This window comes from Streptomyces sp. NPDC001401, from assembly GCF_042895385.1.
Lineage (GTDB): Bacteria > Actinomycetota > Actinomycetes > Streptomycetales > Streptomycetaceae > Streptomyces.
Map to the genome: position 1 here is coordinate 162,333 of NZ_JBIAWI010000005.1, position 22,787 is coordinate 185,119.

The following is a 22,787-nucleotide window of genomic DNA, read 5'->3' on the forward strand; positions in this document are numbered from 1 at the left end:
TCAACATAACAAACCACAAGGCAACAGCGACGTCAATGGTCTGGCGGCCGAGAACAGACGGTCATGTGACGTGACAAGGCGTGTGTGGCGCACGGAGGGCATAGATACGTGCATGCGCACCCCCACATATCTGGCCGCCGAGCTCCGACTCCCCACGAACTGGCTCGACTACACGATCCTCGGCATCTACTTCGCCGTCGTCCTCGGCATCGGATTCGCTGCCCGCCGGTCGGTGAAGACCAGCCTCGACTTCTTCCTCTCCGGGCGCTCACTGCCCGCCTGGATCACCGGTCTCGCCTTCATCTCGGCCAACCTGGCCGCCACCGAGATCCTGGGGATGGCCGCGAACAGTGCGCAGTACGGCGCCTACACCGTGCACTGGTACTGGATCGGCGCGATCCCCGCCATGGTCTTCCTCGGCCTGGTGATGATGCCCTTCTACTACGGAAGCAAGGTCCGCTCGGTCCCCGAGATGCTGCTGCTGCGCTTCGACAAATGGGCACACCTGCTGAGTTCGGCTCTGTTCGCCTTCGCCGCCATCCTGATCGCCGGTGTGAACCTCTACGCCCTCGCGATCGTCGTCGAGGCGCTGCTGGGCTGGCCGCAGTGGGTGGCGATCGTCGTCGCCGGCGCCTTCGTGCTGGCGTACATCACCCTCGGTGGCCTGTCGTCCGCGATCTACAACGAGGTGCTGCAGTTCTTCGTGATCCTCGCGGCCCTCATCCCGATCGTCGTGCTGAGCCTGAAGAAGGTCGGCGGCTGGGACGGTCTGACCGACAAGCTCACCGCGACCCACGGCGCGAACTTCACCACCGCGTGGGGCGGCACCGGCATCGGCAGCAGCAACCCGCTGGGCGCGAACTGGCTGACCATCGTGCTCGGCCTCGGTTTCGTGCTGTCCTTCGGCTACTGGACGACGAACTTCGCGGAGGTGCAGCGGGCGCTGTCCGCGAAGAACCTGTCGGCGGCCCAGCGCACGCCGCTGATCGCCGCGTACCCGAAGATCTTCATCGTCTTCCTGGTGATGATCCCGGGTCTGGTGGCGGCGGTCCTGGTCCCGAAGATCGGCACCTCCGGCTCCGACCTGCAGTACAACGACGCGATCCCTTACCTCATGGAGCAGTTGCTGCCCAACGGCGTCCTCGGTATCGCGGTGACCGGTCTGCTCGCGGCGTTCATGGCGGGCATGGCGGCCAATGTGTCGTCCTTCAACACGGTGTTCACCAACGACATCTGGGGCCGGTACGTGGTCAGGGGCCGCGAGGACGAGTACTACGTCCGCTTCGGCCGGCTGATCACGGTGATCGGGGTCGCCGCCTCCGTGGGCACGGCGTTCCTCGCCTCGTCCTTCTCGAACATCATGAGCTACCTCCAGACGCTGTTCTCCTTCTTCAACGTGCCGATGTTCGTCGTCTTCATCGTCGGCATGTTCTGGAAGCGCGCGTCCACGAAGTCCGGCTTCTGGGGGCTGCTGGCCGGCACGGTGACCGCGATGGTCAACTACTTCGTCCTCTACAAGCACGACATCATCGGCATCCCGACCGACCAGGGCGCCAACTTCGTGTCCGCGATCGCCGGGTTCGTGGCGGGTGCGGTGGTGATGGTCGTCGTGTCGCTGTTCACCTCGCCGAAGCCGGCCGAGGAGCTGGAGGGCCTCGTGTACGGCACCCGGTCCCCCGGCATGGCCGAGCCGCCCGCCGCGGGCGACGACGCCTGGTACCGCAGGCCGGCCCTGCTGGGGTGGGGTGCGGTTGTCCTGGCTGCCGCCTGCTACATCCCGTTCTCGCTCTGAACGCGGGAGGATTGAGAGACCATGGCTGAGTTTTCCGAGCACTCCGGGTACTCCGAGCAGGACGTCCAGCGGGAAGTCACCGAGCTCGAGCAGAAGTCCGCGACGGCCGCGCGCATCTTCGATCTGCGGCGGATCATCGGCGGGCTGTTCGTCTTGTACGGCGTCATCGTCACGATCGCGGGGATCACCGACGACCAGGCCGCGATCGACAAGGCGCAGGGGGTCAATATCAACCTGTGGACCGGGATCGGGATGCTGCTTCTTGGAATCTTTTTCCTGGCCTGGCTGAAGTTGCGGCCGGCTATTCCGCCTGCTCCTCCGGAGGAGCAGGCGGAATAGCGCCGTTGGCCTTATGGCCGTTTGCCGGGTGCGGGTGCGTGGGGGCTTGGTCGCGCCCCTTAAGGGACCTCCGGTCCCGCCGCCCCGGCGTCCGTCGGCGCCGAATGGGTTACCGGCCCCGCTCTGTCCAACAACCCCGTCCGCGCCGCCAGGGCCGCTGCCTCCAGGCGGGAGCCGACGCCCAGTTTCATCAGGACGCGTTGGACGTGGGTGCGGGCGGTGGAGGGGGCGATGCCCATGCCGGCCGCTATCAGGCGGGTGTCCTCACCGTCGGCGACCCTGACCAGGACCTCGACCTCCCTCGGGGTGAGCATCTGGAGCAGGCGCTGCCCCTCGTCGTCCGGTTGGGCGGCGGGATTGAGCAGTTCGCTGAAGGCTCCCTGGAGGAGCTGCGGGGCCACCGCCGCCTCGCCCGCCCTGGCCTTCATGATGGCGCGCTCGACACCCTCTATGCGCTCGTCATGGCGTACGTAGCCCGAGGCGCCGGCGGCGAAGGCGGCGGCTATGCCGCGCGGACTCGGTACCGGGCCCAGTACCAGGACCGCCACCTGCGGACGCTCCCGTTTGATCTTCACCACCGGGTCGAAGATGCCCGGCTCGGCCGGTGTCGCCGTACCGATCAGGCACACCTCCGGCGCACGGGTGATCACCAGCTCCGCCGCGCCCGCGGCAGGCGCCGCCGCGGCGAGCACCCGGTGCCCCCGCAGCTTCAACGCCGAGGCCAGTGCCTCGGCGAGCAATCGGTGGTCGTCGACCACCATGAGCCGAACTCCCATCGAGCAACCCCCCAGTCCCCCCAATGGATCTCCATGAATGCCCCACTATGGATGCCCACTGGTCCGCACGGACAGGAGCCCCCTCCCGGCTCCCCCGCTCTTCATGCCCCCGGAAGCTACACGCTTGTTCGACATTGCGCTCCCCCTACCGGTGAGAACTGCCCCTGATCGACGGAATTTCTGGCTTTCCGCGCATTCGAGGGTGATGGGCGGTACGCGCACGGTCCCGCCCCTGACCAGGGACGGGACCGTAGCAGCTGAGAAGTGGTTCAGGCACCGGCGCCCAGTGCGAGGGCCAGGACCTTCTCCCCCGAGACCGAACTCGACAGCTTGTCGGCGAACTGGCCGGCCATGTACAGGTGGCCCTGCGAGTAGAGGATCTCGGTGTAGTCCGGCGACATGGTGGTCTCCAGGTCCCGCACCTTCCCCGCCGCCGGGTTCTCCAGCAGCTTGGTCTCCTTGAAGGAGCCGCCGTCGATGCTGACGATCTGGCCGCCCTTGTTGTACGGAGGGCGCTTGTATGCGATCACGTTGCCGCCGTCCATGCGCAGCGGGCTGATCGTGTAGCCGTCGCCGGCGTCGGCGCGCTGGCCGTTCTGCTTGCCGGTGGCCAGGTCGAACGCGACGATCTCGTTGGTCTGGTTGAAGCCGTCGCCGTCGTGCTCCTCGGTCGGGAGGTACAGCCTGCCGTTGCCGACCGCGACACCGGTGCAGTGCTCGAGCTCGGAGATCGCGTCGCAGCGGGCCGCGTAGCCCTTGCCCGGTGCCGAGATCCGGGTGATCAGCTTGCCGGTCTTGTTGTCGATGGAGAAGAAGTCCGAGATCTCACTGCCGTCGCCCGCGCTGTTGCCGACGTCGGCCGCCACGACCAGCGGGTTCGTCGACACGACGGCGGCGTACTCGATGCCCGTGGCCAGCTTGTACTCCGAGATCGTCTCCCCGGACTGCGGGTCGATGGTCTGGATGTGCAGCTGCGGATCGTTGAACGAGCCGCACTTGAGCACCGCGACCAGCTTGTCGCCGCCGCCGTACCCGGCGTCGACGCAGTTGTCCTTCGGCTTCGGGGCCCACAGCTGCCTGCCGCTGGAGAGGTCGAAGGCGGCGCCTCCGTAGTTGCCGCCCGCGGCGACCGTGGTCGCGCTGACGGTGACGTTCTCGAAGGTCATCGTCCGGCCGCCGGAGCCGATCGACTTCGTCCACAGCTTTTTGCCCGCGTCCAGGTCGATCGCCGCGACCTGACTGCAGCCCGCCGTCCTGCCCTTCGCCGGCATCCTGGGCTGGAAGACGACGGCCGTCCTGTCGTCGTCGGTGGTGTGTGCACTGAACGTGCAGACCGGGCCGGGCAGCTTGATCGTCCACAGCTTGGTGCCCTTGTCGGGGTCGTACGCGTCGATCGCGGCGACGCCGCTCTTCACATACGCCTTGCCGGTGAGCCACGAACCGGACACCACAGTGGTGTCGTCGACCTTGGGCGCCGGGACCTTGAACAGCATCTGCGCGCCGGTGTCGGCGGGCACCTTCTCGTCGCCCTTGGCCGTGTTGCCGCCGGTGCCCCCGGTACCGCCGCCGGTGCCGCCGCTGGAGCTCGAAGTGTCCTTCTTGCCGTCGTCCTTGCCGGACGAGGCGTACCAGACACCGCCGGCGACCAGCGCGAGGGCGGCGACCGCGGCGACGATGATCACCGGCAACTTGCTCTTCCCCGCGCCCCCGGGCTGCCCTCCGGGCGCATACGGCGGCGCGGGCGCCTGCGGGTAGCCGTAACCGGGCTGCCCGCCATAGGGGTTCGGCGGCTGGCCGTACGGCGGCGCGGGCGTGCTGTAGGGGTTCGGCTGCTGGACCGGGTTGCCGTACGGCTGCTGCGGCGCCTGGGGCGCCTGGGGCGCCTGGGGCGCCTGCGGGTAGCCGTACCCGGGCTGCTGCGGAGCTGGTGGAGCCGGCGGTGCCTGGGGATAGCCGTATCCCGGCTGCTGCGGGGGTGGCTGCGGCGGGCGCTGGTCCTGGGGCGGGCCGAAGCCGCCCTGCTGCGGGGGCTGGTGGGGCGGCGGGGGCGGGGGCTGGGTCATGGCGTGGGTACCTCGTGAGCGGGCGGCGGGGACGACGGGGCCTGGGGAGAGGTCACTTGCCGTAGGCGAGCATCAACTTGCCCTTCGAGTCGTCGTTTCCGCTCAGGCGGGTGGGCGAGAGGTAGAAGCGTCCGTCGACCCAGTCGAAGTCCTTGGAGAAGACGGCGCTCTCGAGCTCCGCCGTGCTCCGCGGGTTCTGCAGCAGCTTCACCGGTGTGTGGCCCGAGCCGCTCGTCGCGATCGACACGACCTGGCCGCCCGCGTCGTACGACGGCTGCACATAGGCGATGAGCCTGCCGCCGTCCACCTTCATCGGCAGCATCGACTCGTCCTCCGGGGACTTGACGCGCCACTTCTCCTTGCCGCTCGCGAGATTGATCGCGACGATCTCGTTCGCCCCGGTCGTCGCGTCGGTCGGCAGGTACAGGGTGTTCGCGTCGGCGGTCACGCCCTTGCAGCCCTGCAGGTCACGCTCGAGGAGCGCCCAGCCGCACTGGGGGCCGAAGTTCTCGTCGAAGCCGACCTGGGAGCGGAACTTGCCGTTCGAGTCGAAGGCCGAGATGTTCCAGGCCTTCTTGTCCTGGTTCGTGCTGTAGACGACGAGCGGGTCGACGGAGTACGTCCGCGCGACCGACCAGCCCTTGTCGAACTTCTGCGTCCACTTGGCCCTGCCGGTCGCCGGGTCGAGCTCCTGGATCTCGTCGTGCTCCTTCGAACCACTTGCGTCGCAGGTCGCGACGGAGATCATCCTGCTGCCGCCGGCGAACGCGGTCGGGAAGCAGGCGTCGCCGTACTTCGCCTTGTCGAACAGCTTCTTTCCGCTGTCGATGTCGTACGCCACCGCGGACTGCGCGCGGCCCACCAGCACCGTCCGGCCGGTGATGGTCAGGGAGATGTTGATGGTGCTGTCGAACAGCGCGCCTTCGGCGAGCGTGCCGCTCCAGCCCTTGGCGCCGGTGCTCAGGTCGAGTTGCTGGAGCTTGTTGCACTTGGCGCGCTGGCCGGTGCCGCTCTCGTAGGCCACCACGATCTTGTCGTCGGCCGACTTCTGCGGGGTGACCGCGCAGATCTTCTGCGGGAAGGTGACGGTGTCCCAGGCCGGCTTGCCGTCGGCCACGTCGAAGGCGAAGACCTGCTTGTACGCCGCCTTCACCGCCGCCTTGTCGGTGATCCACATGCCGGGCGCCTCGGCGCCCGCACCGGGTGCGTCCGGCGGCGACTTGTACCAGAGCACCTTCGCCTCGCCCGCCTGGCGGCCCGAGTTGAGGCCCTCGGGGTCCGAACCGCCGCCGCTGCCACCGGAGTCGCCCGAGCCGGACGTGGTGGGCTTGGCGTCGCCGCTCTGCTCGGCAACCGGCTTCTTGTCGTTGCCCCCGCTCGTCACGGCGTAGACGGTGCCGCCGATGACGGCCAGCGCGGCGACGGCCGCGGCGATCACCAGACCGGGCCTGCCCTTGAAGGGGTTGCCGGAGCCGGGCGGCGGGGTGCCGGGCGCGCCGGGGTACTGGGGTTGCGGCGGATAGCCGTAACCGGGCTGTGCTCCGTACGGGCCGGGCTGCTGCGGCTGCCCGTACGGGCCGGACTGGCCGTAGGGGCCGGATTGGCCATACGGGCCGGACTGGCCGTAGGGGCCGGGCTGTTGGGGGTAGCCGTAACCGGGCTGCGGCGGTAGGCCCTGGGGTGGTGGGGGCGGGGCCCCGAATCCGCCCTGCGGCGGCTGGTTGGGCGGCTGGGTCATCAGCGCGTTCCCCCGTTCAGTCACTGATTTTTAGCCACGCCCTGAGGTACGTAGAGGTACGTATTGGACTCAGAGTCGTACTCAGAAAGTTCTCAGACGGCTCTTTGTATCACTCGCGACTGACAGCGCACCGGGCCGGTTCAGCCCCTGTTCCCAAGGGAGAACCGGCCCGTGATGCCGTCGTTATGGGCCTTCACCCGGCCTTCACGCGTCTTCGGCGAGTTCCAGCCAGCGCAGCTCCAGGTCCTCGCGCTCCCCCGCCAAGTCCCGCAGCTGGGCGTCGAGTTCGGCCACCTTGGCGAAGTCGGTGGCGTTCTCGGCGATCTGGGCGTGCAGCTTGGTCTCCCGCTCGGAGACCTTGTCCAACTGCCGCTCGATCTTCTGGAGTTCCTTCTTCGCGGCGCGCTGGTCGGCGGCGTTCTTCTCGGGGGCGGCCTTGGCCGCGACGGGCGAGGCGGCCGCGACCGCCTCCTCCATCTTCTGCCGCCGCTCCAGGTACTCGTCGATGCCGCGCGGCAGCATCCGCAGGGTGGCGTCGCCGAGCAGCGCGAAGACGCGGTCCGTGGTGCGCTCGACGAAGAACCGGTCGTGGGAGATGACGATCATCGAGCCGGGCCAGCCGTCGAGGACGTCCTCGAGCTGGGTCAGGGTCTCGATGTCGAGGTCGTTGGTCGGCTCGTCGAGGAAGAGGACGTTCGGCTCGTCCATCAGCAGGCGCAGGAGCTGGAGTCGGCGGCGCTCACCACCCGACAGGTCCCCGACCGGCGTCCACTGCTTCTCCTTGTTGAAGCCGAACGTCTCGCACAGCTGCCCGGCGGTCATCTCCCGCCCCTTGCCGAGGTCGACGCGCTCGCGCACCTGCTGCACGGCCTCCAGAACCCGCAGGTTCGGGTTCAGCTCGGCGACCTCCTGGGAGAGGTAGGCGAGCTTGACGGTCTTGCCGACGGCCACCCGCCCGCCGACGGGCTGCGTCTCGCCCTCGGTCCGTGCCGCCTCGGCCATGGCCCGCAGGAGGGAGGTCTTGCCGGCGCCGTTGACGCCGACCAGGCCGATGCGGTCGCCGGGGCCGAGCTGCCAGGTGACGTGCTTGAGCAGCACCTTGGGGCCGGCCTGCACGGTGACGTCCTCGAGGTCGAAGACAGTCTTGCCGAGCCGCGACGAGGCGAACTTCATCAGCTCGCTGCTGTCCCGGGGCGGCGGTACGTCCTTGATGAGCTCGTTGGCGGCCTCGACGCGGAAGCGGGGCTTGGAGGTACGGGCGGGTGCGCCGCGCCGCAGCCACGCCAGCTCCTTGCGCACGAGGTTCTGCCGCTTGACCTCCTCGGTCGCGGCGATGCGCTCGCGCTCGGCGCGGGCGAACACGTAGTCGGAGTAGCCGCCCTCGTACTCGTAGACGTCACCCTTCTGCACGTCCCACATGCGCGTGCAGACCTGGTCGAGGAACCACCGGTCGTGCGTCACGCACACGAGCGCGGACCGGCGCTCGCGCAGATGGCGGGCGAGCCAGGCGATGCCCTCGACGTCCAGGTGGTTCGTGGGCTCGTCGAGGACGATCAGGTCCTGTTCCTCGATGAGCAGCTTGGCGAGCGCGATACGACGCCGCTCGCCGCCGGAGAGGGGCGCGATGACGGTGTCGAGGCCCTGCGGGAAGCCGGGCAGGTCGAGCCCGCCGAACAACCCCGTCAGCACGTCCCGGATCTTGGCGTTGCCCGCCCACTCGTGGTCTGCCATGTCCCGGATGACCTCGTGCCGGACGGTGGCCTGCGGGTCGAGGGAGTCGTGCTGGGTGAGCACACCGAGGCGGAGCCCGCCGGAGTGGGTGACCCGCCCCGTATCGGCCTCCTCCAGCTTGGCCAGCATCCGGATGAGGGTCGTCTTGCCGTCCCCGTTGCGACCGACGACGCCGATACGGTCCCCTTCGGAGACGCCGAGCGAGACACCGTCGAGCAGGGCACGAGTGCCGTACACCTTGCTGACGTTCTCGACATTGACCAGATTGACGGCCATTTCGCTCCTGCCCAGGGGGCTGTATCGACATGCGGCTCCGCCGCGGGGGTCAGCCTCCCAGCCTAATGTGCGCCGGTCGGTGACCGATCCCACGGCGGATCACCGCAGATCAGCGGGCTGCGGCCGCGCGGATCTCGCCGAGCAGGTCGTACATCACCTGGCCGGGGCACTCGGTGGCGAAGTAGTCGCGGTGCCCGCCGATGGTGTTCGTGTCCTTCTTCGTGCCGTTGACGGGGTTCACGTAGGTGACCCTCGCCTGGGGGTCGAGGCCCTTGAACCGGCAGATCACCTTGATCAGCCGGGTCAGGGACGCCTTGGCCGCGTCCGTGGGGCCGTTCTCCGTAAGCGTGCCGATGAGGGCGATGCCGAGGGCGCCGGAGTTGTAGCCCACGGAGTGGAAGCCGGTGACGAGGTCGCCGTCCGGGTTGAAGGCGGGGATGCCGTCGTCGCCGGAGTATCGGCCCTCGTAGACGGTGCCGGACTCGTCGATGAGGAAGTGGTAGCCGATGTCGCCCCAGTCGTTGGTGATCGCGTGGAGCTCGTAGATCGCGCGTACCGTCGCAGCGGGGTCGGGATCGTTGTTCGGCGTAGCGGTGTGGTGGACCGTGATGATCTGCAACGGGTAGTACTTCTCGGGCGAGTTGACCTTGCCGTCCTTGTACCGCTTGGACTCGTCGGCGCCCCACGCCGGGCGGGAAAGGTAGCGCACACCACGTACGCGTGTCGGCTCGCTGGGTACGTGGAAGGTGCGGCCGGGGCCGTCGGTGACGTCGATCGCCAGCGAGGCCACGTCGGACACTCCGCCCGACGCCTTCACCTCATAGGCGGTGGCGTTCTGGGCCGCCACCAGCGCGCTGCCCCCGTCCTCGACGGCCGAGCAGCCCGCGGTCACGGTCTGCCAGTCACCGTCCGCGAGGCGGATCGCGGCGCCGTCCTTCGCGCCGGACCAGCGCAGACCGACGTAGGAGGCGGCGAAGGCGGTGGTGGCCTCGCCGGTGCCGGTGGCGGCCTCGGTCCGGGTGGCGGGGAACTTCTCCGGAGTCGTACCGGAGCCGCCGGAGCCGGACCCGGTGCCGTCACCGTCGCCGGAGCCGGAGTCGGTGGCCGCGAAGACCGCCGGGGTCACGGCGGCCGCGCCGGCCACGGCCGCGGCGGCACCGATCACGCCACGACGGGACAGAGAGCGCTTCCTACGGTGGTCAGGTGTGGGGGATTCGGACACGTGCGTGACCCTTCGGCTGTACAAATGGGGGCGCGCCACACCGGGCGCTTGAATTCTCAACCGACCCTATTCGCCCCACACGCCCCATCAGTACTGCGATTGCAGTACAACTCCGTGGAAATCTTGCCCTTTGGCGTGGAAATCCGGTGAAGATCGCGTACGGCGTCACGCTCCGGCGGCGCCCGTCTGGTTCCGCGTGATCAGCGCCGAGGCCGGCGCCAGCCCGCGCCCGCCTGCCGCGCGTTCGCCCACCGGCATGTCGTCGCGCGTCAGGTTCTCGGGGATGAACACGGCCGCCGTCACCCCGCCGTTCGGCGAGGACCGCAGCTCGACCCGCAGCCCCTGCCGCTCCCGGAGCCGGTTGACCACGAACAGTCCGATCTGCTTGGCGTCGAGGAGGTCGACCTTCTCCGACTGGATCTTGCGGTTCGCCTCGGCGAGGGCGTCCTCGTTCATGCCGAAGCCGCTGTCCTCGACCTCGATGAGCACACCGTCGCGCATCCGTGCCGCCCGCAGCTGCACCTTGGTGCTCGGCGGGGAGAACGCGGCCGCGTTCTCGACCAGTTCGGCCAGCAGATGAATCACGTCGGCGACCGAGCCGCCGACCACGGACACCTTGGGCACCGCCCAGATCTGCACGCGGGGCGAGTTCTCGATCTCGGCGACGGCCGCGCGCAGGACGTCCGCGAGGGGGATCGGGTCGCGCCAGCCGCGGCCCGGCGCGATACCGGAGAGGATCAGCAGACTCTCGGAGTGCCGCCGCATACGGGTGGCCAGGTAGTCCACCCGGTACAGGTCCTGGCGTTCGACGGGGTCCTGCTGACGCCGCTGCATCCCCTCCAGCAGGTCCAGCTGGCGGTGCAGCAGCACCTGGCTGCGGCGCGCGAGGCTGACGTACACCCCGGAGATCCCGCTGAGCAGCTCGGCCCGCTCGGAGGCCGCCTTGAGCGCGGCCCGCTGGACGGCGGTCAACGCCGTGCCCACCTGGGCGAGTTCGTCGCCGACCAGACGGCGCATGGGTGCCTCGGCGTCGATGTCGACGCCCTGCCCGGCGTGCAGCTTGCGCATGGCCTGCGGAAGCCGGCGCCCGGCCACCTCCAGGGCGTCGTTGCGCAGGTCGAGGAGCTCGACGATGAGACCGCGGCCGACGAGCACGGAGACCAGCAGCGACAGCAGCACACCGACCAGGCCGAGCACCACGGCGATCCCCGACGCCCCCAGCGTGTTCCAGCCGAACGGGTCCGCCTTCGCCGTGGCCCCCGTACCGGCTCCCGTCTCGGCCGCCGTGAGCCCCTTGAGGACGCCGGACGCCGCCGCGTCCCAGCCCTTGAGGGAGCCCGCGGTCACCGCCGTCGCCCCCGGCCCGGCGCTCTGCACCCGGTTCTCCACGGCCTGCACGCGCGCGTACCCGTCGCCGTCCAGGACGTTCCGGTACGCCTTCTGGTGCGCGGACTTGAGATCGGCGACCGCCGGCTCCAGCAGCTCCCGCTGGGTGGCGACCGCGCCGACGAACTGGGCGTACTGCGCCTGCGTCAGCACACCGCGCGTCCCGGCGGCACCCAGCAGCGCCTGCTCCTGGGCAACCGCCTCACGCACGCGGGCGAGTTCGAGCACCACGCGCGCCTCGGACGCGGCGTCGGTGGAGCGGTCGCCGGTGAGCGCCCCGGTCACCAGGAAGCCGTGCTCGATGATCGCGGAGTACTTCGTGTACGTGGCGGCGGGCGCCGCTCCCTTCTCCGTTGCCGTGGTGCGCAGTTCGGTCAGGGCGGCGGCGTCGGACTTCAGACGGTCGATACGCCCCGGCAGGCTCGCGTTCAGCAGGGCCGCATCGGAGCTGGCGGCATTGATGCCGTCGAGCAGGGCGGCCCCGGCCTTGTCGGTGACCGTGCGGGCGCTCGCGAAGGCGCCCGGCGCGCCTGCGTACCGCAGCGCGGCGGTCCGCTCGGCCTGCAGCGCGGTGACGAAGTCGCCCACGGGGGCGAGCAGTTCGGAGTTGACGTCCTTGGCCCGCTCGGTCGCTCCGATACTGGACGCGGTGGTCACAGCGGCGAAGCCCCACAGCGCCATGAGAGACACGATGGGCAGCATGAGCAGCGAGACGATCTTCGCCCTGACCGATCTGGGACGCAGCCGGCCGGACGCACGGAGAAGACGCATGGGAGGGACCTCGTTCAGGGTGAGTTCTTTGGCTACCGGTTCCGGCACCGCCTTTAGGGGCGCGGGGCTGCATCGATTTGCGGCTCCGCCGCGTGGGCGCGACCAGCCACAACAAACCCGCAGACGGCAGACAACCGAAAGCGGCACCACCTACGCCGTAGTCAGCTCAACCTCACGCAACAACTCCGCGGCAGCAGAGTTCTCGTGACGCTTGCCGGTAGGCGACAGCGCAACGTACGCAGAGGCCAGAAACAGAAACGACCCCAGCACCACAGCCAGCGGAAAAATGAACTCCGTGGCGGTAGCACCGCCCAACGTCGCACTACTGGGCGCCAGATCAATACTCACGGCATACATCGCGGTGTAGTGCATGCTGCTCACCGCAAGCCCCATGACCAGCGCAGCAAGAGCAGCAAGCACCGGCCCCCGAACAACCAGCGTCAGCGTCAACGCAGCGGTGGCGGCAAAGACCGCGATCGCCACGGAGGCGATGACGAGCCCCGGGTCGTAGTTCACCGCGCCGTGCAGGTTGAGCGCGGCCATGCCGGTGTAGTGCATGGCCGCGACGCCGACCCCGGTGCCGAGCCCGCCGAACACGACCGACGTCACGCGCGAACGCCCGTACCCGGCGGTGAAGACGCCGGCCGCGACGACTCCGACGGACATCAGCAGGCTGAGGACGGTCAGCGGTACGTCGAAGCGGATCGGGGTGCCCTCGACGCTGAAGCCCATCATGGCGACGAAGTGCATGGTCCAGATGCCGGAGCCGATGGCGACGGAGGCGAGGACCAGCCAGTTCCGCTTGGAGGCGCCGTCCGCCTCGAGCGCCCGGACGGTGCAGCGCAGTCCGAGCGCCGAACCGAGGCAGGCCATCGCGTAGGACAGGACTGGGGTGACCCATCCGGCGCTGAAGTGATCCATGTGGCCCATGGGGGATTCCTCTCGGGAGTACCGCCGGTAACGAGGACCGGGGTTGGCTGGATCATGCCAGCCCGCCCTCTGGAACAGAGGGCACGAAAGGGACCAGGAGGCCGATTGCTGAACATTAAATTACTGTGGCGTAGCTAACACCGGGTGCGCATATCTATGCAGGTCAGGTGGCTGTCAGCGAGCTGTCGGCCGCCTGTCAGCCGTTGAGCACCGTCGCCCCGGGCGCCGGCCCCGACGCCATGCGTACCGTTCGGCAGGTGCCCGAACTGCGCAGTGTCTCGGCCACCTTGGCCGCCGACTCCGGGTCCCGGGCGAGGAATGCCGTGGTCGGGCCCGAGCCGGAGACCAGCGCGGCGAGGGCGCCCGCGGTGATACCCGCGGCGAGGGTGTCGGCGAGTTCGGGGAAGAGGGAGAGGGCGGCGGGCTGCAGGTCGTTGGAGACGGCCGCGGCAAGCGCGTCCGGGTCGCCCTTCGCGAGGGCACGGAGGAGTTCCTCGGAGGCGACGGGCTCGGGGATGTCGAGCCCCTCCCCCAGCCGGTCGAACTCGCGGAAGACGGCCGGGGTGGACAGCCCGCGGTCGGCCATCGCGAACACCCAGTGGAAGGTGCCGCCGACCTCCAGCGTGCGCAGCTGCTCGCCGCGTCCGGTGCCCAGTGCCGCCCCGCCCACCAGGCTGAACGGCACGTCACTGCCCAACTCGGCGCAGATGGCGAGGAGTTCGGCCCTGGAGGCGCCCGCCTGCCACAGCGTGTTGCAGGCCAGCAGCGCGCCCGCGCCGTCCGCGCTGCCGCCCGCCATGCCGCCGGCGACCGGGATGTCCTTGGCGATGTGGATGTGCACGGCCGGTTCGATGCCCCGCCGTCCGGCGAGCGCGAGGGCCGCGCGCGCCGCCAGGTTCGTCCGGTCGAGGGGCACCTGGCCGGCGTCGGGTCCCTCGCAGGTGATGCGCAGTTCGTCGGCCGGCGTCACGGTCACCTCGTCGTAGAGGCCGACCGCGAGGAAGACGTTGGCCAGGTCGTGGAACCCGTCGGGCCGGGCGGCGCCCACCGCGAGCTGGACGTTGACCTTTGCGGGGACACGGACGGTGACGCTCACTTCTGACCCGGCTCCTTGTTCTCTGCGATACGCGCGAACTCCTCGACCGTCAGTGCCTCCCCGCGCGCCTGCGGCGACACCCCGGCGGCCACGAGGGCCGCCTCCGCCGCCGCGGGCGATCCGGCCCAGCCGGCGAGCGCGGCCCGCAGCGTCTTGCGCCGCTGGGCGAACGCCGCGTCGACGACGGCGAACACCTCGCGCCGCGAGGCGGTGGTCTTGAGCGGCTCGGTGCGGCGGACCAGCGAGACGAGGCCGCTGTCGACGTTCGGCGCGGGCCAGAAGACGTTGCGGCCGATGGCGCCGGCCCGCTTGACCTCGGCGTACCAGTTGGCCTTCACGGACGGGACGCCGTACACCTTCGAGCCGGGCGCGGCGGCGAGGCGGTCGGCGACCTCCGACTGGACCATGACGAGGGTGCGTTCGATGCTCGGGAAGGTCTCGAGCATGTGCAGGAGCACGGGGACGGCGACGTTGTAGGGGAGGTTCGCGACGAGCGCGGTCGGGGCGGGGCCCGGCAGCTCGGTCACGTGCATCGCGTCGGAGTGGACGAGGGCGAAACGGCCTGCGCGCTCCGGCATGCGGGCCGCGATGGTGGCGGGCAGCGCCGCGGCCAGTACGTCGTCGATCTCGACGGCGGTGACGCGGTCGGCCGCCTCCAGCAGGGCGAGGGTGAGGGAGCCGAGCCCCGGGCCGACCTCCACCACCACGTCGTCCGGCCGAACGTCGGCCGTGCGCACGATGCGCCGGACCGTGTTCGCGTCGATCACGAAGTTCTGGCCGCGCTGCTTGGTGGGCCTGACACCGAGGGCCGCCGCAAGTTCACGGACGTCGGCGGGGCCCAGGAGGGCGTCGGGGGCGGGGCTGCTGCTCACGGCGACAAGGGTACGGGGGTATGGATGCGGGGGGTGCCAGGTGCCCTGCGCTGCAGCTGGTCCGGGTGGGGGGCGCTTGCCCGCGCGTGCGGGGTGCCGCTTTCTGTGGGACGGGTGCCGCCCCAGCGGCACGACTGCCCGCAGCTACGCACGGTGCGTATGCACCCCTGGCCCCCTTACCCGTGCAGCTTCGCCCCGCAGTGCGGCCAAGGGCTGGCACCCCGCCGTACGTACAGCTTCTTCGCGCGGAGGGTCTGCTCCGCCGCCGACGCGTCCTGCGGGCGCCCGCTGCCGCCGAGGCTCTGCCAGGTGCGGGCCTCGAGCTGGTAGAGGCCGCCGTACGTTCCCGAGGGGTCGACGGCGTGTGTCCGGCCGCCCGACTCGCAGGCCGCGAGTCCCTTCCAGTTGAGGTCGTCGGCGCCGCGCACGGACGTCGGGAGCGGCTTCGTGCCCACCTTCACGATCTGCGGCTGCGGCTCGCGCACCACCTCGGAGTCGGCCAGGCGCGGCTTCTGCCTGACGCCGTTGACGATGCGCAGGGAGTACGTGATCCGCCGCAGCCCGGGCTGTCCCACCCGGCCGACGACCTCCGTCCCCTTGAACAGGGAGGGGTCCTCCGCCCGCTGCGTCTTGAACGGGATCTCCTCCTCGCGGACCTCCTTGGTGCCGGTGACCCGCAGCACGGTGACGGTCTGCCCGTCGCGCGGGAAGCTGTCCGCCGGGACGGAGGTGGTGTCCTCGCCGTGCAGGGAGATCCCGGCCTCCTCGACGACCTCCTGCACGGTCGCCGCGTTCGTGCGGACCGTGCGCGCGTGGCCGTCGGCCATGACCGTCACGGAGCGCTCGGTGCGCACGTCGAGCGAGAGCCCGGCGCGTCCGATGGCCCGGGAGCGCGCGGCGGACAGATATGCGCCCTGCGCCCGCACCCCCATCTCCTCGAGCGCCTCCTGCACCGTGTGCGCCGTCGTCCACACCTCGCGCCGGTGCCCGTCGATGGTGAGCCGCACGGGGCGCCCGTACTGCACCACGACCTCGTCACCGCTGCGGATCGCCGTGCCGGGGGCGGGCGCGATCACGTCGTGCGCCCCCACGTCGACGCTCTCCTGCGACAGCAGTTCGGTCACGTCGTCGGCGAAGGTGTGCAGGGTGCGCGGCTTGCCGTCGACGTTCAGCTCGATGGCCTTGTCCTTGGCGACGAAGGCGGTGGTGCCACCGGCGAGGAAGGCGACGACGAGCGCCTGCGGCAGCAGCCGGCGCATCGAGCCGTCCGGGCGCTCGATGTACCGAGCCCTGCGCCGGCGTGCGGCCCGGCGCCTCCTTCCGGTCCCGGCGCGCGCGGCGGGCGCGGGCGCTCCCTCGCCCGCCGCGCTCCCCACCTGCCGCGGAAGCGGCGGCTCGGGCACCTCGACCGCCTCGTAGGCGGGCCGGTACGTGTCCTCGTACGCTCCGGGCACCCCGTAGCCCAGCGTCTGCGCGCTGTGCACGTCGTAAGGGCCGTACACCGGCGGGTACGCCGGGTCGTGCGCCTCGTACGTCCCGTACTGCGAGTACTGCGAGTACTGCGAGTTGCTCACGCCGACACGCTCCAGGGGCCGTAGGGGTCCAGAGGGGTCCGGATCGGGCACCAGAACCTAGCGGAGCCCGTATCACTCTCCAAAGCGGCGTGATTACGAAGGGTTACGACCGGGGCGAAGGTGAGCCCGCCCCGGCGTTATCGGAGGGTTATGAACGGCCACGCTCAGTAGCCGAATGCGCGGGCCGTGTTCGCCGCGAGGGCTGTCGCCAGCGCGTCCTCGTCGATGCCGCGCACTGCGGCCATGGCGCGCACCGTGACCGGAATGAGATACGGGGCGTTGGGCCGTCCGCGGTACGGCGCCGGCGTCAGGAAGGGCGCGTCGGTCTCCACCAGGACCAGCTCCAGGGGTGCCACGGCGAGCGCGTCCCGCAGATGCTGGGCGTTCTTGAAGGTGACGTTGCCGGCGAAGGACATGAAGTATCCGGCACGGGCGCACACCTGAGCCATGTCCGCGTCCCCGGAGTAGCAGTGGAACACCGTCCGCTCGGGGGCGCCCTCCTCCTTGAGGATGCGCAGCACGTCCTCGTGGGCGTCGCGGTCGTGGATGACGAGGGCCTTGCCGTGCCGCTTGGCGATTTCAACATGCGCACGGAAGGAGGCCTCCTGCGCCTCCTTGCCCTCGGGGCCGGTGCGGAAGTAGTCGAGGCCCGTCTCACCGACGCCCTTGACCTGGGGGAGTGCGGCCAGGCGGTCGATCTCGGCGAGCGCCTCTTCGAGCGCCGGCGTGCCCCCCGGCTCGCGCGCCCCCTGCCGGGACCAGCCGTCGGGGTCTCCGTGCACGATGCGCGGCGCCTCGTTGGGATGCAGGGCGACGGTCGCATGGACGGCGTCGTACAGCCCTGCCGTCTTGGCGGCCCACTGCGAGCCGCGTACGTCGCAGCCGACCTGCACGACCGTCGTCACGCCCACCGAGGCGGCCTTGGCGAGGCCCTCCTCCACCGTGCCGGACTGCATGTCGAGGTGGGTGTGGGAGTCGGCGACGGCCACCCGGAGGGGTTCCGGGAGCGGCGGCGCGCTCTTCTCGACGGGCTTCTCGCTGGAGGAAGGCATGTCCCGATCCTACGAAAGGGACATGCCCGCCCGGCCGCCGGAGCTGTGCTGTCAGCTCGCCTTGCGGTGGAAGGGATGCAGGAGATCGGAGAGATGCCAGTGGTGGTCCCGCTCGCCGACCTCGGCGCCCCCGGCGCCTTCGGCTGCGGGTGCCTCTGCCTCGGCCTGCGGCGTCCGTCGCTGCTGCTTGTGCACCGCGTCACGCACCGACGACACCTGCCCGGGGCGCATGATCCGCACGACGTGACTGTCGCAGTTCTGGCAGGTCGGCTTGGACAGCGGAGACGGAACGACCCGGCCGTCGGCCACATACATGACGAACTCGTGGCCCTCGGCGTCCTGGTGGTGCTCTATCTCGTACGACTGCTCCCAGCCGCTGCCGCAACGCATGCAGGCGAAGGAATACGACTCGTGCACGACTGCGGTCGCCGCGCCACGGGGCCCGGTCTGCCCTGCGATCTCGCTCATGCCAGCTCCTCTTGATCTGCTGGACCAAGGGACGGGTGCGTCCCTTCAACCAGTGGACGCTTCTGCCGGCGCGAATGCATCAGGCCTGTCGACTGTTGGAGCCGATTTGGATTTTCCTTGCCATACCGACCCCAGTCGGGGGGTCTGGGCTTTGCTTTTCACGACCTTGCTTTGCCTGCTCGTGGGGCGCCTGCTCAGGCGAGATGCGCCCTGCTCAGAGGGGGTGTGGCGGACTTCACCAAGTCCTCACGAACCACTTCCGGAAGCGGCATTCTTCGCGGCCACAACCGCGTCGAACACCTCCCGTTTGGGCAGCCCGGCCTCCGCCGCAACCGCCGCAATGGCCTCCTTGCGCCGCTCCCCCGCCTCCTCCCGCACGCGCACCCGCCGCACCAGCTCGGCGGCGTCCAGCTCCTCGGGCCCCTTCTCCGGCGCCCCCTCGACGACGACGGTGATCTCACCGCGCACACCCTCGGCGGCCCAGGCGGCCAGCTCCCCGAGCCCACCCCGCTTGACCTCCTCGTACGTCTTGGTCAGCTCCCGGCAGACGGCGGCCCGCCGCTCGGCCCCGAACACCTCGGCCATGGCGGCGAGGGTGTCGTCGAGGCGGTGCGGGGCCTCGAAGTACACGAGGGTGCGCCGCTCCCCGGCGACGTCCTTCAGGCGCGTCAGCCGCTCCCCCGCCTTCCGCGGCAGGAACCCCTCGAAGCAGAACCGGTCGACGGGCAGCCCGGACAGGGCGAGCGCGGTGAGCACGGCGGACGGGCCGGGCACGGCGGTGACCCGGACGTCCTTCTCCACGGCGGCGGCGACCAGCCGGTACCCGGGGTCGGACACGGACGGCATCCCGGCGTCCGTGACCAGCAGCACCCGCGCACCGCCGACGAGTTCCTCGACGAGTTCGGGCGTACGGGCGGTCTCGTTGCCCTCGAAGTACGACACGATCCGCCCCTTGGGCGTGACGCCCAGCGCCTGCGTCAGGCGCCTGAGCCGCCGGGTGTCCTCGGCGGCGACGACATCGGCCCCCGCCAGCTCCTCGGCCAGCCGGGGCGGCGCGTCCGCGATGTCGCCGATGGGGGTGCCTGCGAGTACGAGGGTTCCGGTCACCCGCCCATCCTCCCAGGGCCGCGGAGCAGAGGACGCATCCGAGCCCTTACCGCCCATGCACGGGACTCACACAGAACGGTTCCCTACGATGGCGCGGTGACCAGTACCGCGTCCTCCCCGGACACCCGCCAAGGCCAGAGCCCGCAGGACCAGCGGCCGTCGTGGCAGCAGCGGCTGCACCGTTTCGGCTACACGGCGCAGCCGAGAAGCGACGTCCGCGAGCGTCTGGTGCCGCCGTACGTGCAGCCCAGCCCGCGGGTGTGGCAGGTGCTCGGGGTGCCCCCGACGCTCGCCGAGCGGATCACGCGCTGGTCGGCCTGGGGTGGTCCGCTGCTGGTCACGCTGATGGCGGGCGTGATGCGGTTCTGGCACCTGGGCAGCCCGAAGGCGGTGATATTCGACGAGACGTACTACGCCAAGGACGCCTGGGCGCTCGTCCACCGCGGCTTCGAGGTCAACTGGGACAAGAACGCCAACGACCTGATCCTGCAGACCAACGGGCACGTCAGGATCCCGACGGACGCGGCGTATGTCGTGCATCCGCCGGTCGGCAAGTACGTGATCGGGCTCGGGGAGATGCTCTTCGGCTTCAACCCCTTCGGCTGGCGCTTCATGACCGCGCTGCTGGGCACGCTGTCGGTCCTGATGCTGTGCCGCATCGGCCGCCGCATCTTCCGCTCGACCTTCCTCGGCTGCCTCGCGGGCGGGCTGATGGCGGTCGACGGGCTGGCCTTCGTGATGGCCCGCACCTCGCTGCTCGACGGCGTGCTGATGTTCTTCGTGCTGGCCGCGTTCGGCTGCCTGGTCATCGACCGGGACAAGGCGCGCGCGAAACTCGCGGCCGCGCTGCCGGTCGGCCCGGACGGCCGGGCCCGGCCCGACGCGCACATCGCGGCGACCACCTGGCTGGGGCTGCGCCCCTGGCGCTGGGCGGCGGCCCTGCTGATGGGACTCGCGATCGGCACGAAGTGGAACGGCCTGTACATCCTGGCCGCGTTCATCGTGATGACCGTGCTGTGGGACGTCGGGGCGCGCAGGGTGGCGGGCGCCGGCCGCCCCGTCTCCCCCATGCTCGTGGCCGAGTCGGTCGGCGCATGGGTGGCGATGTCCACGATCGCCGTCGCCGTCTACCTGGCCTCCTGGACCGGCTGGATCCTCTCGCCCACCAACGGCCGCGGCGGCTACTTCCGCAACTGGGCCGCCACCGACGGCAAGGGCGGCAACTGGACCTGGCTGTTCCCCGACTGGTGGCGCAGCCTGTGGCACTACGAGCACGAGGTCTACGAGTTCCACCGCAACCTGCACTCGCCGCACACGTACATGTCCAACCCCTGGAGCTGGCTCGTCGACGGCCGCCCGGTCTCGTACTTCTACGAGTCCCCCTCGCCCGGCAAGGACGGCTGCCCCGTCGACGCGGGCCAGAAGTGCGCCCGCGAGGTCCTCGCGATCGGCACCCCGCTGCTGTGGTGGGTGGCCTGCTTCGCGGTGCTGTACATCCTGTGGCGCTGGCTGATGCGACGCGACTGGCGGGCGGGCGCCATCGCCTGCGGCATCGCGGCCGGTTATCTGCCCTGGTTCCTGTACCAGGAGCGGACGATCTTCTTCTTCTACGCCGTCGTCTTCGTGCCGTTCCTCTGCCTCGCGGTGGCGATGCTGCTGGGCGCGATCATCGGGCCCCCGGGGTCGAGCGACACCCGCCGGGTGGCGGGCGCGACGGGCGCGGGCGTCCTGGTCCTGCTGATCGCCTGGAACTTCATCTACTTCTGGCCCCTGTACACCGGCACGGCGATCCCGATCGACGACTGGCGGTCACGTATGTGGCTTGATACCTGGGTATAGCGGACCTTCCGAGCCCTTCTGCATCTCCGATCGGACAACATGCGGAAACACCCCTCACAGCTCCCCCTTGGGCCACATACAGTTCGAGCAACAACGGGGAACGGGGAGGGGGCCCTTCATGGGCAAGGGGGTGAAGGTCGCCGTCATCAGCAGCGTCTTCGCTGTGATGGTGGGCGGCGCCGGATACGGCGCGTTCAACATCGTGTCCGCACTGAACGGCGACGGGGGTTCGGGGGCGGGCGGGCCGGCGCCCGTGAAGACCGGGCCGCCCAGCAGCGACGAGATCAAGGCGACGTCGGCGAAGTTCTTCGCGGCCTGGGCGAAGGGGGACGCGGCCGAGGCGGCGACGTACACGAACAACGACGCGGCGGCCGAACCGCTGCTGACCGCCTACGGCAACACCGCGCACATCACCGGCGTGAAGATCACGCCTGGTGCGGCGAACGGCGCGACGATCCCTTACACGGTCAGGGCGACGGTGTCCTACCAGGGCAAGTCCAAGCCCCTGGCGTACAAGAGCGAGCTGACCGTCGTGCGCGGGAAGACCACCGGGCGGGCGCTGGTCGACTGGCAGCCGTCGGTCGTCCATCCGCAGCTGCGCAAGGGCGACACCCTGTTCACGGGCGAGGCGGCAAACCCGCCGATCGAGGCCGTTGACCGGGGCGGGGCCGTACTGACGAAGGAGAAGTACCCGTCGCTCGGCCCGGTCCTGGACGCCCTGCGAGGGCGGTACGGCGACAAGGCTGGCGGCACCCCCGGCATCGAGCTGGCGATCAAGCACGAGTCGCAGGACGCGGCCGACACCTCGCTGCTCACCCTCGCCAAGGGCAGGGCGGGCAGGCTGCAGACCACGATCAGCGCGAGTGCGCAGGCGGCGGCCGAGCGGGCGGTGAAGAAGTTCTCCGAGTCGTCGGTGGTGGCCGTCAAGCCCAGCACCGGTGAGGTGCTGGCGGTGGCCAACAACCGCAAGGACGCGTTCAACGCGGCCTTCGAGGGGCAGGTCGCGCCCGGCTCCACGATGAAGATCATCACCGCCGCGATGCTCATCGACAACGGTGTGACCTCGATGAACGGGCCCGCCCCCTGCACGCCCACCGCGACCTGGAAGAGCCAGACCTTCACGAACCTCAAGGGCATGCAGCCCAATCTCAAGGCCACGCTCGCCAACAGCTTCCTGCGCTCGTGCAACACGGCCTTCATCAAGCTCATCGACGAGAAGCCGCTCACGGACTCCTCGCTGACGACGGAGGCCCAGGACCGGTTCGGGCTCGGCCAGGACAACTGGAAGACCGGCATCGTCTCCTTCGACGGCAAGGTCCCCGCGGTCGGCGGACCGGACCGCGCGGCCAACGCCATCGGCCAGGGCCAGGTCCAGATGAGCCCGCTGAACATGGCGTCGGTCACCGCGACCGCGATCACCGGCGAGTTCCGGCAGCCGTACCTGGTGTCGCCGAAGCTCGACGACCGCGAACTGGCCACCGCGAAGGGCCTGCCCGCGAGCACCGCCGCGCAGCTGAAGCAGATGATGCGGCTCACCGCGACCCAGGGCACCGCGACGCAGGCGATGGCCGGGCTCGGCGGGGACATCGGCGCGAAGACCGGTTCCGCGGAGGTCGACGGACAGGCCGTGTCCAACAGCTGGTTCACGGGTTTCCGGGGTGACGTCGCGGCGGCGGCCATGACCGAGGAGGGCGGCCACGGCGGCACCGCGGCCGGCCCGATTGTCGCAGCTGTGCTACGAACCGGAGGCTGAAG

General features: G+C 70.2%; 17 protein-coding genes. 4 read left to right on the forward strand and 13 right to left on the reverse strand.

Features of this window, described 5'->3' with window-relative positions; all coding sequences use genetic code 11:
- The first annotated feature begins 112 nt into the window (after window positions 1-112).
- A complete protein-coding gene (locus ACFY10_RS19165; protein ID WP_390666319.1) occupies window positions 113-1,792 on the forward strand; it encodes a sodium:solute symporter family protein in 1,680 nt (559 codons plus the stop codon).
- A 21-nt stretch (window positions 1,793-1,813) separates the two neighbouring features.
- Window positions 1,814-2,131, forward strand: coding sequence for a hypothetical protein (locus ACFY10_RS19170; protein WP_390666320.1), 318 nt, complete (start codon window positions 1,814-1,816; stop codon window positions 2,129-2,131).
- A gap of 59 nt (window positions 2,132-2,190) precedes the next feature.
- Here the strand turns inward: ACFY10_RS19170 and ACFY10_RS19175 are convergent, their stop codons facing one another.
- The 13 genes from ACFY10_RS19175 to rsmI form a co-directional block, all read right to left on the reverse strand.
- A complete protein-coding gene (locus ACFY10_RS19175; RefSeq protein WP_390666321.1) occupies window positions 2,191-2,907 on the reverse strand; it encodes a LuxR C-terminal-related transcriptional regulator in 717 nt (238 codons plus the stop codon).
- Window positions 2,908-3,176: 269 nt separating this feature from the next.
- Window positions 3,177-4,970: a PQQ-binding-like beta-propeller repeat protein gene (locus ACFY10_RS19180; protein ID WP_390666322.1), complete on the reverse strand. Its 1,794-nt coding sequence runs from the start codon at window positions 4,968-4,970 to the stop codon at window positions 3,177-3,179.
- A gap of 52 nt (window positions 4,971-5,022) precedes the next feature.
- Complete coding sequence (locus ACFY10_RS19185; RefSeq protein WP_390666323.1) at window positions 5,023-6,708, reverse strand: PQQ-binding-like beta-propeller repeat protein; 1,686 nt, start codon at window positions 6,706-6,708, stop codon at window positions 5,023-5,025.
- 204 nt (window positions 6,709-6,912) lie between these two features.
- Complete coding sequence (locus tag ACFY10_RS19190; protein ID WP_390666324.1) at window positions 6,913-8,715, reverse strand: ABC-F family ATP-binding cassette domain-containing protein; 1,803 nt, start codon at window positions 8,713-8,715, stop codon at window positions 6,913-6,915.
- 109 nt (window positions 8,716-8,824) lie between these two features.
- Entirely contained in the window at window positions 8,825-9,880 is a 1,056-nt protein-coding gene (locus ACFY10_RS19195; protein WP_390666325.1) for a peptidoglycan recognition family protein, read from the reverse strand.
- 222 nt (window positions 9,881-10,102) lie between these two features.
- Window positions 10,103-12,094: a nitrate- and nitrite sensing domain-containing protein gene (locus tag ACFY10_RS19200; RefSeq protein WP_390666326.1), complete on the reverse strand. Its 1,992-nt coding sequence runs from the start codon at window positions 12,092-12,094 to the stop codon at window positions 10,103-10,105.
- A gap of 150 nt (window positions 12,095-12,244) precedes the next feature.
- Entirely contained in the window at window positions 12,245-13,024 is a 780-nt protein-coding gene (locus ACFY10_RS19205; RefSeq protein WP_390666327.1) for an MHYT domain-containing protein, read from the reverse strand.
- 196 nt (window positions 13,025-13,220) lie between these two features.
- Window positions 13,221-14,120, reverse strand: a complete 900-nt coding sequence (locus ACFY10_RS19210) for a 4-(cytidine 5'-diphospho)-2-C-methyl-D-erythritol kinase (protein WP_390666328.1) — start codon at window positions 14,118-14,120, stop codon at window positions 13,221-13,223.
- Window positions 14,117-14,992: a 16S rRNA (adenine(1518)-N(6)/adenine(1519)-N(6))-dimethyltransferase RsmA gene (gene rsmA / locus ACFY10_RS19215; RefSeq protein ID WP_390666329.1), complete on the reverse strand. Its 876-nt coding sequence runs from the start codon at window positions 14,990-14,992 to the stop codon at window positions 14,117-14,119. The genes ACFY10_RS19210 and rsmA overlap by 4 nt, the downstream gene beginning before the upstream one ends.
- A gap of 176 nt (window positions 14,993-15,168) precedes the next feature.
- Complete coding sequence (locus ACFY10_RS19220) at window positions 15,169-16,566, reverse strand: ubiquitin-like domain-containing protein (protein ID WP_390666330.1); 1,398 nt, start codon at window positions 16,564-16,566, stop codon at window positions 15,169-15,171.
- Between the two features lie 164 nt (window positions 16,567-16,730).
- Window positions 16,731-17,618: a TatD family hydrolase gene (locus tag ACFY10_RS19225; protein ID WP_390666331.1), complete on the reverse strand. Its 888-nt coding sequence runs from the start codon at window positions 17,616-17,618 to the stop codon at window positions 16,731-16,733.
- 51 nt (window positions 17,619-17,669) lie between these two features.
- Window positions 17,670-18,086, reverse strand: coding sequence for a hypothetical protein (locus ACFY10_RS19230; RefSeq protein ID WP_390666332.1), 417 nt, complete (start codon window positions 18,084-18,086; stop codon window positions 17,670-17,672).
- Window positions 18,087-18,332: 246 nt separating this feature from the next.
- Entirely contained in the window at window positions 18,333-19,193 is an 861-nt protein-coding gene (gene rsmI, locus ACFY10_RS19235) for a 16S rRNA (cytidine(1402)-2'-O)-methyltransferase (protein ID WP_390666333.1), read from the reverse strand.
- A 96-nt stretch (window positions 19,194-19,289) separates the two neighbouring features.
- Here rsmI and ACFY10_RS19240 point away from each other — a divergent pair, with 96 nt between their 5' ends.
- Window positions 19,290-21,032, forward strand: a complete 1,743-nt coding sequence (locus tag ACFY10_RS19240) for a dolichyl-phosphate-mannose--protein mannosyltransferase (protein WP_390666334.1) — start codon at window positions 19,290-19,292, stop codon at window positions 21,030-21,032.
- A gap of 118 nt (window positions 21,033-21,150) precedes the next feature.
- Window positions 21,151-22,785: a penicillin-binding transpeptidase domain-containing protein gene (locus ACFY10_RS19245; protein WP_390666335.1), complete on the forward strand. Its 1,635-nt coding sequence runs from the start codon at window positions 21,151-21,153 to the stop codon at window positions 22,783-22,785.
- The last annotated feature ends 2 nt before the right edge of the window (window positions 22,786-22,787 follow it).